The 15,968-nt window shown below is 63.1% G+C and carries 12 protein-coding genes; 3 read left to right on the forward strand and 9 right to left on the reverse strand.

Annotation, left to right across the window (positions count from 1 at the left end):
• Nucleotides 1–124: 124 nt before the first annotated feature.
• On the reverse strand, nt 125–3,547 hold the full coding sequence (locus SM764_RS05910) for an indolepyruvate ferredoxin oxidoreductase family protein (protein WP_369001272.1): 3,423 nt from the start codon (nt 3,545–3,547) through the stop codon (nt 125–127).
• Nucleotides 3,548–3,692: 145 nt separating this feature from the next.
• On the opposite strand from SM764_RS05910, the gene SM764_RS05915 reads away from it, so the two are divergent.
• Nucleotides 3,693–4,151: an Lrp/AsnC family transcriptional regulator gene (locus SM764_RS05915; protein ID WP_274829522.1), complete on the forward strand. Its 459-nt coding sequence runs from the start codon at nt 3,693–3,695 to the stop codon at nt 4,149–4,151.
• 12 nt (nt 4,152–4,163) lie between these two features.
• On the opposite strand, the gene SM764_RS05920 is transcribed toward SM764_RS05915, so the two are convergent.
• On the reverse strand, nt 4,164–4,511 hold the full coding sequence (locus SM764_RS05920) for a DUF3307 domain-containing protein (RefSeq protein ID WP_274829523.1): 348 nt from the start codon (nt 4,509–4,511) through the stop codon (nt 4,164–4,166).
• A 242-nt stretch (nt 4,512–4,753) separates the two neighbouring features.
• On the opposite strand from SM764_RS05920, the gene SM764_RS05925 reads away from it, so the two are divergent.
• Together SM764_RS05925 and SM764_RS05930 are read left to right on the forward strand one after the other, a co-directional pair.
• Nucleotides 4,754–7,750, forward strand: a complete 2,997-nt coding sequence (locus SM764_RS05925; RefSeq protein ID WP_369001273.1) for an ABC transporter transmembrane domain-containing protein — start codon at nt 4,754–4,756, stop codon at nt 7,748–7,750.
• Between the two features lie 36 nt (nt 7,751–7,786).
• A complete protein-coding gene (locus SM764_RS05930; protein ID WP_369001274.1) occupies nt 7,787–8,635 on the forward strand; it encodes a fumarylacetoacetate hydrolase family protein in 849 nt (282 codons plus the stop codon).
• Between the two features lie 289 nt (nt 8,636–8,924).
• On the opposite strand, the gene SM764_RS05935 is transcribed toward SM764_RS05930, so the two are convergent.
• The 7 genes from SM764_RS05935 to pcaD form a co-directional block, all read right to left on the reverse strand.
• Nucleotides 8,925–9,233: a metalloregulator ArsR/SmtB family transcription factor gene (locus tag SM764_RS05935; RefSeq protein ID WP_335645308.1), complete on the reverse strand. Its 309-nt coding sequence runs from the start codon at nt 9,231–9,233 to the stop codon at nt 8,925–8,927.
• A gap of 105 nt (nt 9,234–9,338) precedes the next feature.
• A complete protein-coding gene (locus SM764_RS05940) occupies nt 9,339–10,571 on the reverse strand; it encodes a mandelate racemase/muconate lactonizing enzyme family protein (RefSeq protein WP_369001275.1) in 1,233 nt (410 codons plus the stop codon).
• Nucleotides 10,572–10,600: 29 nt separating this feature from the next.
• Nucleotides 10,601–11,695 carry a Zn-dependent alcohol dehydrogenase gene (locus tag SM764_RS05945; protein WP_274831553.1) on the reverse strand — a complete coding sequence of 365 codons (1,095 nt, stop codon included), beginning with the start codon at nt 11,693–11,695 and terminating at the stop codon, nt 10,601–10,603.
• 106 nt (nt 11,696–11,801) lie between these two features.
• On the reverse strand, nt 11,802–13,001 hold the full coding sequence (locus SM764_RS05950; protein WP_369001276.1) for a TCR/Tet family MFS transporter: 1,200 nt from the start codon (nt 12,999–13,001) through the stop codon (nt 11,802–11,804).
• Between the two features lie 105 nt (nt 13,002–13,106).
• On the reverse strand, nt 13,107–14,447 hold the full coding sequence (locus tag SM764_RS05955; protein WP_369001277.1) for a lyase family protein: 1,341 nt from the start codon (nt 14,445–14,447) through the stop codon (nt 13,107–13,109).
• Between the two features lies 1 nt (nt 14,448).
• Nucleotides 14,449–15,159, reverse strand: a complete 711-nt coding sequence (locus SM764_RS05960) for an alpha/beta fold hydrolase (protein ID WP_274831550.1) — start codon at nt 15,157–15,159, stop codon at nt 14,449–14,451.
• Nucleotides 15,152–15,943: a 3-oxoadipate enol-lactonase gene (pcaD, locus tag SM764_RS05965; protein WP_369001278.1), complete on the reverse strand. Its 792-nt coding sequence runs from the start codon at nt 15,941–15,943 to the stop codon at nt 15,152–15,154. The genes SM764_RS05960 and pcaD overlap by 8 nt, the downstream gene beginning before the upstream one ends.
• Nucleotides 15,944–15,968: the final 25 nt, after the last annotated feature.

Consider the following 15,968-nt stretch of genomic DNA (forward strand, 5'->3'; position numbering starts at 1 on the left):
CCCGATGGGAGAGGCGTTTTCAATCCGGGGCAGTGGAAAGCTGTGCTGGATAAGCAAGAGTTTTGGAGCAAAAAAAGGCGCGCTGCGCAGAGGCAGGCGCGCCCCTGATCGGGAGAGACGGCACTCAGAGCTGGCCGAGCTGTTGGTCGACCTCTTGGCGCACCTTGGCGGCGGCCTCCATGCGGACCGGGCCATAGCCCCGGATCTCCATCGGTGCTGCCAGGATGTCGGCGCAGGTGTCGTGCCGGTCCGCGCCATAGGCACGTGCGACCTTGGTCATCGCCGCCTCGTACCAGTCCAGAAGGTCGCGGTGCAGGCGGGCCTCGGCGTGATAGCCAAAGGGATTGAACACGCTGCCACGCAGGCCCTTGGCTTTGGCCATGACCGACAGAGCCGGGCGTAGCCAGGCGCCAAAGGCGCTTTTCTTCGGGCGGCCCCGGCTGTCCTTGCCGCGCGCCAGCAGAGGCGGCGCGAGATGGTATTTGACTGAATAGTTGCCGTCGAATTCCGACGCGATCTGCTCCTTGAAACTGTCTGCGGTCAGCAGGCGGGCGACTTCGAATTCATCCTTATAGGCCATCAGCTTGAACAGCGATTTTGCTGCGCGTGTAACCAGATCGTCCTGCGCATCTGCGGGCAGGGAACTGCGCAGCTGCTCCAGCGTGTTGCGATAGCGGTCTGCATAGGCAGCGTCCTGATACTCGGTCAGGAAGGCGGCGCGGCGGTCGATCATCTGCTGCAACGTTTCCCCTTCCTCCGGGGTTTCGTCGTAGAACTGGCTGACCAGCGTGGGGTCCACCGCCATGGCGCGACCGATAGCAAAGGCGAGGTGGTTCTTGTCGATGGCCACGCCGTTGAGTTCGATTGCTTGGCTGAGGGCCGCACCGCTGACCGGCACCAGCCCCTTTTGCCAGGCAAAGCCCAGCATCATCACATTGGCCAGAACCGCATCGCCCAAGAGCGCCTCTGCCGCCTCGTTGGCGTTGAAGCCCGACAGGTTCTGGGCGCCAACCACCGCTTCGATCTCCTTTTCGCGCAGACCGGTCATCAGGTCGGCATCGCGGCGCAGCACCAGATCGCCCGTGGGCATCTCGGCGCGGTTCAGCACCACCTTGGTGCCCGCGCGATAATGGGCCGAGGCCTTGGGTGCGGAGGACACCACCACGTCGCATCCGATCACCGCGTCGGCGGCGGCCTGATCAATACGCACCTGGTTCAGCGTTTCAGGCGCATTCGACAGGCGGATATAGCTGAGGACGGTGCCGAATTTCTGCGCAAAGCCGGTGAAGTCCAGCACGCTGGATCCTTTGCCTTCAAGGTGCGCGGCCATGGTGATCAGCGCGCCGACGGTGACAACGCCTGTGCCGCCCACCCCGGTGACGAGCAGATCGAACGGCTCGGCGAGGGAGGGAAGGTCCGGGGCGGGCAGGCGGGCCACCAGCTGGTCTGCATCCAGACCGGCGGGCTGCTTCTTGCGCCGCTCGCCACCCTCAACGGTGACAAAGCTGGGGCAAAAGCCGTTGAGGCAGGAGAAGTCCTTGTTGCAAGACGAGAGGTTGATCTTGCGCTTGCGCCCAAAGGGCGTCTCTTTCGGCTCCACGCTGAGACAGTTGGATTCCACCGAGCAATCACCGCAGCCTTCGCAGACCAGATCGTTGATGAAGGCAAATTTCTTCGGGTCTTCCATCTTGCCGCGCTTGCGGCGGCGGCGTTTCTCGGTGGCGCAGGTTTGTTCATAGATCAGGACGGTGACGCCGGGGATTTCACGCAACTCGCGCTGTACCGCGTCCATTTCTTCCCGGTCGTGGAACGATGTGCCTGCCGGAAAATCGGCGCGGCTGAACTTACCGATATCGTCCGAGACCAGTGCGATCCGCTCTACCCCTTCGGCGCGGCAGGTCTGGGCGATGCCCGAAACGCTGACCGGCCCGTCCACCGGCTGACCACCTGTCATGGCGACCGCATCGTTATAGAGGATCTTGTAGGTGATATTGGTTTTCGCCGCGACCGCCTGCCTGATGGCAAGGCTGCCCGAGTGATACCAGGTGCCCTCGCCCAGGTTCTGGAACACGTGCTTGTTCCCGTTGAACTGCGAGGCAACGGCCCAGGGCACACCTTCACCGCCCATCTGGGCATAGCCTGCGGTTTCCCGGTCCATCCAGCTGGCCATCACATGGCAGCCGATGCCGGAGAATGCCTTGGAGCCCTCGGGCAGCTTGGTCGAGGTGTTGTGCGGGCAGCCCGAGCAGAAATAGGGCGTGCGGGTGGCGCCGGGCACGTTGATCAGTTTGGGCGGCTCAGCGGTCAGCGCGGCGGCCTTGGCGGGCAGGTTCTCTTCGGGGAAGAAGGCATCAAGCCGCGCGGCCACGATGGGTGCCAATTGCAGCGGGCTGAGTTCCCCGGTCCATGGGATCAGCGGCTCGCCCGCGCTGTCGTATTTGCCGACCATTTTCTTGGGCTTGTCGCCAGGCCAGTCGTAGAAATATTCCTTGAACTGGCTTTCGATGATGCCGCGTTTTTCCTCGACGACCAGCACCTCTTCCTTGCCGTTCACAAAGCGCAGCGCCTCGGGGCGGGCCAGCGGCCAGACCATGCCGACCTTGTAGATGTCGATGCCCAGTCGGCGGCAGGCGGCCTCGTCCAGACCCAGAAGGCGCAGCGCCTCCATCAGGTCGAGATGCCCCTTGCCGGTGGTCACGAAACCGAACTTGGCATCCTCGGCGTCATAGATGCGGCGGTCGATCGGGTTGGCCTCAGCAAAGGCGCGCACCGCCTTGATCTTGGCCTGGATGCGGGTCTCGATCTCGGGCGAGGGCAGATCGGCGCGGCGGATGTGCAGCCCGCCGGGGTAGGGCGGCAGCTCGGGCAGAACAAATTCACGGTCCGGCTGCAATTCCACGGACCGCGCGCTTTCGACGGTTTCCGACACGGCCTTGAAGCCGACCCAGGTGCCGGAATAGCGCGACAGGGCAAAGCCGTATTCGCCAAATGTCAGGAATTCGGAGACATCCGCCGGGTTCAGCACCGGCATGAACCAGGCCATGAAGGCGACGTCCGACTGGTGCGGCATCGAGGAGCTGACGCAGCCGTGGTCGTCGCCCGCAACCACCAGCACGCCGCCCTTTTCGGACGATCCATAGGCGTTGCCATGCTTCAGTGCATCGCCAGAACGGTCGACGCCCGGCCCCTTGCCGTACCACATGGAAAAGACGCCCTCGACCTCGCAATGGGGATCCAGAACCGCCTGCTGCGCGCCCAGAACGGCGGTGGCGCCCAGATCCTCGTTCACGGCGGGCATGAATTTGACCTTGGCCTCTTCCATCCGCTTGCGTGAGCGCCAGAATTCCAGATCGACGGCGCCAAGGGGCGAGCCGCGATAGCCCGAAACGAAACCGGCGGTGTTCATCCCGGCGTTCTGATCGCGGCGGGACTGGTCCAGCATGATCCGCGCCAACGCCTGCGTGCCGGTGAGGAACACGCGGCCCTTGGTCATCTCGTAACGGTCATCGAGCTGGTAGCTGCGGAAGTCGTGGCTCAGCTTGGTCATCGGGGAGTCCTCGCGCGGATAGTCTGTGATCGCGAAAGGATAATCCATTTAGGGCGGAAAATTTTGCCGCATCTACTGGCGTTTTGGCAATTTGTGGATAAATTAACCAGTGTTGATCGCTATTTTGAACTGGATAACCGTTACAATGAAGCTGGACGACCGCGACCGCCGTATATTGACCCTGTTGCAGGAGGATTCGCGTATTTCCAATGCGGATCTGGCCGAGACGGTAGGCATGTCTCCTTCTGCCCTGTGGCGGCGGGTGCGCGCGCTGGAAGAGGCCGGTGTGATCGAACGCTATGGCGCGGTGGTGAATGCGGCGGCCATGGGGCTTGGCTTTCACGCCATGGTGCATGTGCAGCTGACGCGGCATGATCCGGAAAAGCTGAAGGAGTTCATCCGCGCGGTTGAGAACAATTCGCTGGTGCAGGAGTGTTTTGCGACCACCGGCCAGTCGGATTATCACCTGCGGGTTCTGGCGCCGGATCTGGAGGCCTATAATCGGTTTCTGGAAGAGTTCCTGTTCCGCCTGCCTGCGGTGGCCAGCGCCCAGACCAACGTGGTGCTGCGCACGATCAAGCGGGACAGGCCGGTTGTCCCTTAGGCGGGTTGTGCCCTAGGTCGCGTATTTCAGCCAGGCGGCGGCCATGGCGATATAGGTCAGCTGGTGCAGCGCCTGATCGGTACCGGCAGCGCGCCAGAAGGCCGCCTGTTGCGGCGTCAGTTGCTTGCTGTCGGAATAGCGCGCCTTGCAGTAGTCGATGTTGAAATGCACGATCCATTCCAGCACGCAGGTGATCAGGATGAACAGGACGGGCGCGCCCATCAGCACGAAGACCAGAATGGAACCCAGCGTGTGAACTCCGGCATGCTGCGCACGACCGCTGTGCAGGTATTCGCCGCGGCCCGACAGCATCTTTGGTGTCTGCAGAAAGAAATCTGCGAACATATGTTTGACCTGCATCAGGCAGAGCAGCAGCAATAATGTTCCGGTATGCTCCGGCAAAACAGTCCCCTGTCATCTATACTGTCCGGGAACCTTACGTTTTTTTGCCGCCATGGCAAATGCTGCGTGCCCTTGTGCCGCGACGACAGGCCAAAACGGGCTTTGGTGCAGTTGCCATTGCCTGTCACAGGTAAACCGCGCTAGGCATATGCTGTACCGAATTTCAGACGCCTATCCGGAGCTGTCTCATAGAACGTTCTTTGTTCCGTTTTATCTGGAAGTATTCCAAACGTGATCAGCTCGTGCTTCTGGTGGTCACGGCCTGCCTGTTTCCGCTTTTGTACCTGACGTTGGAACTGCCCAAGCGTATCATCAACGATGCCATTGGTGCCGAGACCGACACGATTGCGGTGTTGGGGTATTCCTTCGACAAGCTGACTTTCCTGTGGATCCTTTGTGTGGCGTTTCTGGTGTCGGTGCTGATGCACGGTCTGCTGAAAATGCGCATCAACACCATGAAGGGGGTTCTGGCCGAACGGATGCTGCGCCGGTTCCGCTATCAGCTGATCGCCCGCGTTTTGCGGTTCCCACAGCCCTATTTCGAACGGGTTAGCCAGGGCGAACTGGTGTCGATGGTGACATCGGAATCCGAGCCGATGGGCGGTCTGATGGGCGATGCCGTCAGCCAGCCGGTGTTGCAGGCCGGGCAGATGCTGACCATCCTCTATTTCCTGTTTGTTCAAAGCTTCTGGTTCGGTCTGGCCGCCGTGGCACTGATCCCGCTTCAGGGCTGGTTGATCCCGATGCTGCAGCGGCGCATCAACCTTCTGAACAAGGAACGCATCAAAGAGGTGCGGGCGCTGGCCTCGGAAATCGGCGAAAGCGCAGCAGGTGCCGCCACGCTGCGCATCAATGGCGGCTGGCGCTACCGGATGGCGGTGATCACCGACCGGCTAGGGCGGCTTTATGATATCCGTTTCGATATCTACCAGAAAAAATTCTTCATGAAGTTCCTCAACAACTTCATCACCCAGCTGACGCCCTTTTTCTTCTACGCCGTGGGCGGCTTCCTTGTGCTGCAGGGCAAGGTGTCACTGGGCGCGCTGGTGGCGGCGCTGGCGGCGTACAAGGATATCGCCTCGCCCTGGAAGGAACTGCTGACATATTACAACCAGACGCAGGACATGTCGCTGCGCTGGGAGGTGATCCTGGAACGTTTCGCGCCGCCGGGCATGGTCGATGAAGCGCTGATGACCGGCGAACCTGACGATATTCCACGCCTCAAGGGCGATATCGAGCTGAAAGACGTCAGCGTGCGCGACGCCGATGGCAATCTTGTGCTGGAGGATCTTACCGCCACGCTGCCTGCGGGGAAGGTCATCGGCATTGCCGCCCCGTCCGAGGAAGACCGCCGCGCCATGGCCGAATTGCTGACCCGTGAAGTGCTGCCTGCGGCGGGCGCCGTGACGGTCGCAACCTTTGATCTGCGCGAGGTGCATCAGGCCATCGTTGCTTCGCGCATCGGTCATGCTACCTCGCGGCCGGTTCTGTTTCGGGGCTCTTTCGGGGACAACGTGATGATGCCGATGCGGCAGCGCCCGCAGGGTGAGGCCCGCGACATGTTGCAGCTGGATGCGGCGTTGAGGGCGGGCAACAGTCCCGACCCCTACGATGCGGCCTGGCTGGACCCATCGCTTGCGGGGTTCTCGACCGAGGCGGAATTGCGCGACTGGTGGGTGCAGCTGGTGTCGGGCATCGGCACCGATACCGCCCTGTTCCGGCGCGGCATGGACCAGAAATTCGACAGCAACGCGCATCCTCGCCTGACCGCCAGCCTGATCGAGCTGCGCCCCAAGGTGCAGGCGGCCATTGAAAAGGCTGGACTGGAGGCGCAAGCGCATTTCTTTGCACCAGACCGCTATAACCCGGCGCTGCCGGTGGCGGAAAACCTGCTGTATGCCACCCTGCGCGAGCCGATCACCGAAGCGGTGCTGAAACGCCACGTCAATTTTCTGGACCGGCTGCGCGAGCTGAAGCTGGACACCGACCTTGTGACGCTAACGCAGGACGTGGTGGACATGCTGCGGCAGATCTTTGGTATCGATGGTACCGGCCACCCGCTGTTCCGCAAACTGGGGCTGGAACCGTCGGCCTATGAGGCGGCGCTGGCGCTGGTGGACAAGACCCGCAGCAAGGGCGTCGATGCGCTGGACCGGGACGAGCTGGCACAGATGCTGATCGTGCCCTTCAGCATCTCGGCCGAGCAGATCGGCCCGGCCTTCAGTCAGGAAATGCAGGACCGCATCCTGCAGTTCCGCCGCAGCCACGCGGACGAGCTGATGGAAACGCTTGAGGACATCTTTGTCCGTATCGACGACAGCAGCTTTGCTCCCGGTCTGACGGTGATGGAGAACGCCATGTTCGGCAAAATCTCCGACACTGCGGGCGCCCGAGGCGACGAGCTGCGCAAGCTGGTGTCGGACGTGCTGGTGGAAAATGGCACCCGCAACATGGTGGTCGAACTGATCTTTGATCTGCCGGTCGCGCTGGGCGGGCAGGGCCTGCCTGCCAGTTTTGCCGAACCGCTGGCCTTTGCCCGGGCGACGATCAAACGGCCCGATATCCTGATCCTGGAATCGGCGCTGGCGAGTTACGATCTGGAAACCCGCGTTTCGGTGCACAAGAACCTGCGCAAGCTGTTGCCGGAGACGACGCTGGTCTATCTCGACAGCGATTTCGAACGTTCCGAAGTCTTCGATGTTTTCTACCAGCTGCGCCAGGGGCGGCTGGTCAGCGACCAGATGCAGGAGGCCGCCGTGGCCGACAGCGCCGCCAGCCAGGATCTGGCGCGCAAACTGCGCGCGCTGGAACAATCCGAGCTGTTCTCAGGTCTCAACCGGCGCCAGCTGCGGCTGCTGGCCTTTGGCGCGCGCTGGTACGAGGCCAAGGCAGGCGATGCGGTCTTTTTGAAAGACGACGATGCCAGCGACGGTGCCTATATGATCACCGAAGGCGAAGCGGGGCTGTTCCTGCCACAGGATGGCGAAGAGGACCGGTTGATTGCCACGGTTGGCCCTGGGCGGCTGGTCGGGGAACTGGGGCTGATCCGCAAGGAGCCCCGTGCGCTCAGCATGATCGCGCAGACGGATCTGATCTGTCTGCGTATCGGCGAGGAAGAGTTCCTCGCCGTGGTGGAAAACGACGCCGCGACGGCCTTTAAGCTGCTGCAGGTGGTGGCCGGCTACGTGTCGAGCTGATCTGACGAAGACAACCAACAAGACGGGAAGAATAGAATGAAACTGCTGCGATATCGCGTGGGAGACACTGTGCGTCCGGGGATGCTGGCGGCCGATGGAACGGTCCGCGATCTGTCGGATCATGTAGAGGATATCACAGGCGCAACCCTGGATGATGCCGCGCTGGCGAAGCTGGCTGCACTGGATGTGGCGGCCCTGCCAGTGGTCGAAGGCAATGTGGACCTGGCGCCCTGCGTCGGCGGCGTGGGCAAGTTCCTCTGCATCGGTCTCAACTATTCGGACCACGCCGAAGAGGCCGGGATGCCGATCCCCGAACATCCGATCCTGTTCATGAAAGCGACCTCGGCCATTGTCGGCCCCAATGACGATGTGGTGCTGCCGCGCGGCTCGGTCGCTGGCGACTGGGAGGTCGAGCTGGGCGTGGTGATCGGCAAGACCGCCAAATACGTGAGCGAAGAAGACGCGCTGGATTATGTGGCCGGGTATTGCGTGGTCAACGATGTGTCCGAGCGGGATTTCCAGATCAAGCTGACCGGGCAATGGACCAAGGGCAAAAGCTGCGACACCTTTGGTCCCATCGGCCCCTGGCTGGTGAGCCGGGACGAGGTTGCCGATCCGCAGAACCTGTCGCTGTCCTGCGATGTGAACGGTCAGCGCATGCAAAGTGGCACAACCGGCAAGATGATCTTCTCGGTGGCGGAAATCATTGCCCACCTCAGTCAGTTGATGACCCTGCATCCGGGCGATGTGATCGCGACAGGCACCCCGCCGGGCGTCGGCATGGGGATCAAGCCTGATCCGATCTATCTGAAACCGGGCGACGTGATGGAGCTGGAAATCGAAGGTCTGGGCCGTCAACGTCAGACCGTGCGCGCGGACGACTGATCCGGGCGTTCTGAAACACCATCATTGAAAGGCAGGCGGGGCACTCCCGCCTGGTTTCGGCCATTCAGGGAATGCCCTGTGCCAGTTGGGCGTGGCGCGGCGAAGCCGCGCCACGCCCAAAGCGTGTCTGGGGCTTTTCCGCAGGCAAGGGATCTGACAGGCACGGGAGCACCCGCGTCCTTGTCGAACGGGGTCAGGTGCCGTGGGTCTCAAACCCAGCGGGTTTGATCCGGTGTAGTCTTGGAATGGAGACGTCTGTGGGCCGCTCGGTGCCGGGCGCAGTGGGTGCTTATTCCGGGCCGCAGAACTGGCGGTAGAGCAGCGCGATGATCTCTTCGGTGTTCCGGTCCTTCAGGGAATAGAAGATCGTCTTGCCGTCGCGGCGGGTTTCGACCAGCCCCTCGTCGCGCAGTCGCGCCAGCATCTGGCTGACGGCGGCCTGACGCATATTCAGCAGCGCTTCCAATTCGCCGACGGATTTCTCACCGGTGCCGAGATGGCACAGGATCATCAACCGCCCTTCATGGGCCAGCGTCTTAAGGAAAGACGCGGCATCGGCGGCGCGCTGGGCCATGTCGATCGGGGTATCCGGCGACATCGTATCGGGATGCTGAATGGTCACGTGTCCGGGGTCCTGCGATAAATGATGGACCGCATAATGCCCCATTTTGTCCCTGTTGCACAAGCCATCGATGAAACAGAGTCACTTGGGCAGCGGCGGGGCGCCTCCGGCAAAGGAATTTCCCTTGGCATAGTCGCAGGGCTCCTCTTGCATGTTGAGGTGCAGATCATCACCCGTAAAGGGATTGGCGCGGGCCAGATCCTCGTCCACCTCGATGCCCAGACCGGGGGCCTCGGGCGGCCGGATGAAGCCTTCTTCGACGCGGATCGACCCTTTGATCAGGGCGTCGTGGAAGGGGGTTTCGATGGTTTCGGCCATCAGGATATTCGGAATCGAGGCCGCCAGATGGATATTCGCGGCCCATTCCACCGGCCCAGCATAAAGATGCGGCGCCATCTGCGCGTTGAAGGCCTCGGCGATGGCGGCAACCTTCTTCATCTCCCAGATGCCGCCGGCCCGTCCCAGCGCCGGTTGCAGGATCTCGGCAGCGCCCGCACGCAGCACCGCGCCAAACTCGGCCTTGGTGGTCAGCCGCTCGCCGGTGGCAACCGGGATGCGCACCTGCCGGGCGACGCGGGCCATGTCCTCGATATTGTCGGGGGGCGTGGGTTCTTCGAACCACAGCGGCGAATAGGGCTCCAGCGCCTGGCCCAGCCGTACGGCGCCTGCGGTCGATAACTGGCCATGGGTGCCGAACAGCAGGTCGGCGCGATCGCCGACCGCCTCCCGGATCGCCTTGCAAAAGGCGACCGACTGGCTGATGTCGCGCATCGCGGGCATATGGCCGCCGCGCATCGTATAGGGGCCTGCGGGGTCGAATTTCACCGCCGTATAGCCCCTCAGCACCATTTCGGTGGCGCTTTCGGCGGCCATATCGGACGAGGTCCAGAAGGCGGCGATGTCGTGATGGGGCAGCGGATAAAGATAGGTATAGGCGCGGATGCGATCGTTCATCCGCCCGCCGAGCAGTGCGTGCACCGGGCGGTCCCTGTCCTTGCCCAGAATGTCCCAGCAGGCGATTTCCAAGCCGGAAAAGGCACCCATGACCGTCAGATCGGGACGCTGGGTAAAACCCGAGGAATAGGCGCGGCGGAACATCAGCTCGATGTTTTCCGGATTCTCGCCCGCCATATGCCGGTCAAAGACATCGCGGATCACATGGGTCATGGCGTCCGGCCCGATCGAGGCGGCATAGCATTCGCCCCAGCCGGTGATCCCGGTGTCGGTGGTCACTTTTACCAGGATCCAATAGCGTCCGCCCCAACCCGGGGCAGGCGGTGCGGTGACGATGATGTCGAGGTTCTGCAGCTTCATGGGAGGGCTCCTTTGGGCTGCGGCAGCCGTTAGCGGTTGAAGAGGATGACGTTGCGCCGGGCTGAGCCGGTCTTGGTATCGGCGATGGCCTCGTTGATCTGGTCAAGGCGCCAGCGGCCGGAGATCAGCTCGTCCAGTTTGAGCCGCCCCTGATCGTAAAGGTCGATCATCCAGGGGATATCGCGCTGGATCACCACATCGCCCATCTTGGAGCCGACCATGCCCTGACCGATGGCGGCCATTACGACGGGCTCGTATTCCGCCTTCTGGCCGGAATGCGGCATGCCGATCATCACCGCCTTGCCGCCCCTTCCCAGATAGCGCACGGCCTGATCATAGGCGGGGATGGCGCCTACAGTGACCAGCACCGCATCGGCCCCCTTGCCGCCAAGCGCCTTATAAGCGGCGCGCCAGGGGGAAGCCTGGCTGCCGAGCACCCCGTGGGTGGCGCCGAATTCCTTGGCAACCTCCAGCTTTTCCTCGCTCATGTCGACAGCGACAATGCGGCGGGCGCCTGCGATACGGGCGCCCTGAATGGCGTTGAGGCCAACGCCGCCGGCGCCGATTACCACCACGTCCTGCCCAGGGCGCAGACCGGCGGCATTGACCGCGGCACCAACGCCAGTGATCACCCCGCAGGAAATCAGCGAGGCGACATCCTTGGCCATGGTGTCGGGGATCTTCACGATCTGGCGCTGATCGACCACCACCTTTTCGGCGAAGGCACCGCAAGCCATGGCTTGTTCCAGCGGGCCGCCATCGGCGGTGGTGAGGGGGCCGTTTTTGACCCCGTCATAGGGCGTTTCGCAGATCGTCGGCTTGCCTCCTGCGCAGCTGGGGCAGGTTCCGCAGGCGCGAATCAGGGTGACGACAACGCTGTCTCCCTCTTCAAATCCGTTGACGCCGCCGCCTACCGCGGTGATCGTTCCGGCCGCCTCGTGGCCATAGACGGCAGGCAGGTGACCGCCCCAGGCGCCTTCGGCATAGGAAATATCGCTGTGGCAGATGGCCACCGCATCCAGCGTCACCTCGACCTCGCCCATGCGCGGGGCGGCCAGCTGAATCTCCTCGATGACAAGCGGACTGCCGAAGGCGTGGCAGACGGCGGCTTTGATGGTTTGCATGGTGCGTTCTCCCCGTTGGCCCATGTTTTTTAGACCGTGCATTTTCCGCACGGTGACCCGGACGGTTGATTGTCGCAAGAGGAGAGTTGCAGGGGAGATTGCGCGTTTACGTGGGGGAACGGCTGGCGCGCAAGAACAGCAGACACCCACCCAGCATCAGCACCAGCGCCAGCAGGAACGGCGCCCCCGGCAGGTAGATGGCGGCCTCGGCGCGGGTGAAATGGGCAAAGGTCAGCGTCATCATCATCGGAGAGATGATCATCGACAGAGCGTGCACGGCGGTCATCACCCCCTGTAGCTCCCCCTGTTGGTTGTCGTCCACCGCGCGGGACATGATCCCCTGCAATGCGGGCTGCACCACCGCGCCAAGGGCCGAGACCGGGATCAGCGCAAGCGCCAGCGAACCGCTGGTGATGAAGGCGAGAATGCCAAAGGCGACAAAGTCGAAGATCTGCCCCCAAAGCACGGTCCGTCGCTCGCCGAACCAGCGCACGCAGTGGCGCAAAAGCCAGCCCTGCACCAGCGCCATCGAGACGCCGTAGATGGCCAGTGACACGCCGATGACCTTGGTGTCCCAGCCAAACCGTTCGGCGGTGAAATAGGACCAGATCGACGGGTAAACGTAGATAGCCACAGAATAGAGGAAATAGACCCACAGAAGGTTGGCAATACCAGGAATGCGGGCCATGGCGCGAAAGGCGCCAAAGGGGTTGGCGCGGCGCCAGTCAAAGACGCGGCGGGTCTTGTCGGTGACCGTTTCCCGCATCACGAACCAGCCAAGGGCAAAGTTCAGCGCTGACAGGGCGGCGGCGGCATAAAAAGGCGCCCGGGTGCCCATCTCGCCAAGCAGACCACCGATCAGCGGACCCAGCACGAAACCAGCGCCAAAACCCGCGCCCAAAAGGCCAAAATTCGCAGCCTTTTCATGCGGTTTCGAGATATCGGCGATATAGGCGCCTGCGGTGGAGTGGGTGGCGGCGGTGATGCCGCCGATAAGACGCCCGGCCAGCAGCAACCACAGCGACCCGGCCAATGCCATCACCAGATAATCCAGCGCCATCACGAATAGCGACACCAGCAGCACCGGACGGCGGCCAATGGCATCTGACAAGGAGCCCAGCACCGGGCTGAACAGGAATTGCATCACCGCAAAGACGGTGCTGAGAACGCCGCCCCAGATGGCCGCATCTGCCAGCGATCCGCCCTGCACCTCGACAATCAGGCTGGGCATGATCGGCATGATCAGACCGATGCCCATGGCGTCGATCATCACGGTCAGCAGAACAAAGACCAGCGGCAGGCGCATCAGAAGGGCACCGCCCCGCGTCTGTTGTGCCTGCGTTTCATGAACGCGGGCACAGCCTCTGCCAAACCGTCTTTCCCGCGCCGCATCCTGATGTCTCTTTGCCGGTTAATTCTGGCCGCAGATTTCGGCGGCTTTTTCGGCAAAACGCAAGGCTTCCGCCGGGGCATGTCCCAGTTGCCGGGCTGGATCAAACAGCGCCTCAGTATCCAGATCGGCAAAGGTGCGCGCTGCAAGGGAGCTGAGTGGCGTTGCGGTCTCGTTGGCCTCCAAGCAGAGTTTTTTCACGGCGGCCTGCGCCTCCGGTCGGGGCATTGTGGCGGCGAGGTTAAAACTCAGCGCCTCGGCGTGGATCATGTCCAGGCCGCTGGCGAGTGCAGCGCCCATGGCATCAGCGTTGGGGGTGATCCCGGCGCTCAGATCTTTGGCCATGGCGGCGGCGCTGGCGGCGCCCAGCACGATCTGTGGCAGGCACATCCATTCGGTGAACCAGGCGGCACCGTCGCGCTGATGCTGCTGCATGGCGGCGCCGTGCAGGACCGAGAGAAGCCCCGATCCCTGCCGCGCCAGCGCCACCAGCGCCGAGGGCGCAACCGGGTTCTGTTTCTGCGGCATGGTCGATGAGGCCCCGGCGCCGCCAAGACGGATTTCCTGAATGCCGGTCTGCACCAGCGCGATGCAATCCTCACCCATCTTGCCAAGCGCCAGATTGACCCGCACCAGCCAGTCAGTGAGGCGCAGCACCGGGGTGCGGTCGCTGTGCCAGCTGCGTCCGGGATCGCCAAGAGACAGGCCTTCGGCCAGGGCAGTGCGGATCTGCGGCGCCTCCGGCCCCAGCGCCCCGGCGGTTCCGGCAGCACCAGAGAGTGAGACTAGCAGGCAGGACTGACGCAAGGTGGGCAGCTCTTCAAGAAGCGCGTTCAGTGGCGCGCCCCAGGCGGAGACCACGGCGCCAAAACTGGTCGGGGTGGCATGCTGGCCATAGGTGCGGGCGGGCATCGGCAGCTCGGCATGGTCTTTGGCCAGCCGGGCCAGTGCCGTCAGCGCTGCTTTCAAATCGGTTTCAACCGCCGTCAGAACCTGCCGCAGCCGCAGCATCAGGCCGGTGTCCATGATATCCTGCGAGGTGGCACCCCAATGCACGTATTGCGCATGTTCCGGCGCGTTCATCTCGCTGCGCAGGGCAGCGACCAGCGCGGGCACCGGCACGCCGTTCTGTCCGGTGGCCTTGCGCAGCGCACCGGGGTCCAAAGCGACTTCCATCACCGCTCGCTGGATGGCGGCGGCGCTGTCGGCGGGGATCACGCCCGCCGCGCCCTGCGCCTTGGCCAGCGCACCCTCGACCAGCAACATGGCGCGGATTTCGGCGCTGTCGCTGAACAGGCGCGCAGCATCGCCCGCCGGGAAAAGATCGCCATAAAGCTGGCTGTCAAAGACCGATCCGGCCATGTCAGAGATCCTTTTCGATCTGGGTGAGCAGATCCGCCAGCGCATCCGGCGCGGCGAAGAACGGGGAATGAGAGGTCTGCATCACATGCACGCGGCCCTTGGGCCAGTCCTTGACCATATCGGCCTGATATTCCGGCGGAATGGTCTGGTCATTTGCACAGCGGATATAGGCCTTGGGCGTACCGTCCCAGTTGGCGCCCAGGGTCAGCGGCGTGTCCTGCGGGCGGATCGCTTGCGGGCAGAGACGCTCCAGCGCATAATCCACCGCCTCTTGCGGGCAGTCGTGGTAGAACAGGCGCGGCACCTCGGCCGGGTCAACCGTGTAGCTGTTGCTGGCTTCGTCCTTGATCGCCGCATGGGCCAGCGTCTGGCGCGGGCCGCGCTTGCGCATGTCGATCATGGAAAGGCCCGAGACTGGCACATAGGCGCAGAGATAGATCAGCCCGCGCAGGCGGCTGGGGTCCTTTTCTGCGGCGGCCGAGATCGGAAAACCCGCCCAGGAATGGCCCAGCACAATGGTGTCCGGCCCGGCGGCCATCAGGATCGCCTCGGCGGTTTCCTCCAGCGTGACACTGGTCAGGTCGCGCCCGTCGTTGTGGCCGGGCAGGTCGATGGCGCGGGCGGTATGGCCGCGCGCCTCCAGCGCCGGGATCAGGTCGCGCCAGCACCAGGCGCCGTGGCAGGATCCGTGGATCAGCAGAAAGTCAGCCAATGTGTCCGATCTCCTTGAGGAAGGTGGTCAGCCGTTCGGTGTATTCATCGGGCTTTTCGACGCAAGGGATGTGGCCCGCGCGGCGGATCAGGTGGAATTGCGATCCGGGGATCAGATCGACGGTTTCACGCACCAGATCGGGCGGGGTAGAGCCATCCTCGGCCCCGGCAAACCCAAGGCAGGGCAGACGCAACCCGCTGGTGGGGGTGTAGAAATCGGTGCCCGCGATGGCGGCGCAGCAACCTGCGTAACCGGCGCGCGATTGCTGCACCAGCATGTTGCGCCAGAGGGTGAGTTCGGGTGTGGCGCGGAAATCCTTGCCGAACCAGCGTTCCATGACGTTGTCCGCCAGGGCTTCGATGCCCTGTTCCTCGACCGCCTTGATCCGCTCCTGCCACATCTCGGCGGTGCCGATCTTGGCGGCGGTGTTCGACAGCACCAGCGCGCGCACCTGATCGAGCCGTTTTACGGCCAGCCCCTGTGCGATCATGCCGCCAATGGAGAGGCCGACAAAGACGCAGTCGCGCACATTGAGATGGTCCAGGAGTCGCTCGGCATCCCGCACCAGCGCCCCCATGGAATAGGGGGCGGGCGGCACCGAGGATAGCCCGTGGCCGCGCTTGTCATAGCGGATCACCTTCAGACCCGCAGGCAGGCGTTCGACCACCGCGTCCCATACCCTGAGGTCGGTGCCCAGAGAGTTGGCAAAAACGATGGGCGCGCCGTCCGGATCGCCGTCGACACGGTAATGCAGCTGGACATCGCCCAGATCCGCGATTTGCATGATATCTCTCCCCGTCACGTTTGCG

It is taken from the genome of Pseudophaeobacter sp. 1A16562, from assembly GCF_041008785.1.
In the GTDB taxonomy this organism is placed as follows: Bacteria; Pseudomonadota; Alphaproteobacteria; order Rhodobacterales; family Rhodobacteraceae; genus Phycobacter; species Phycobacter gallaeciensis_A.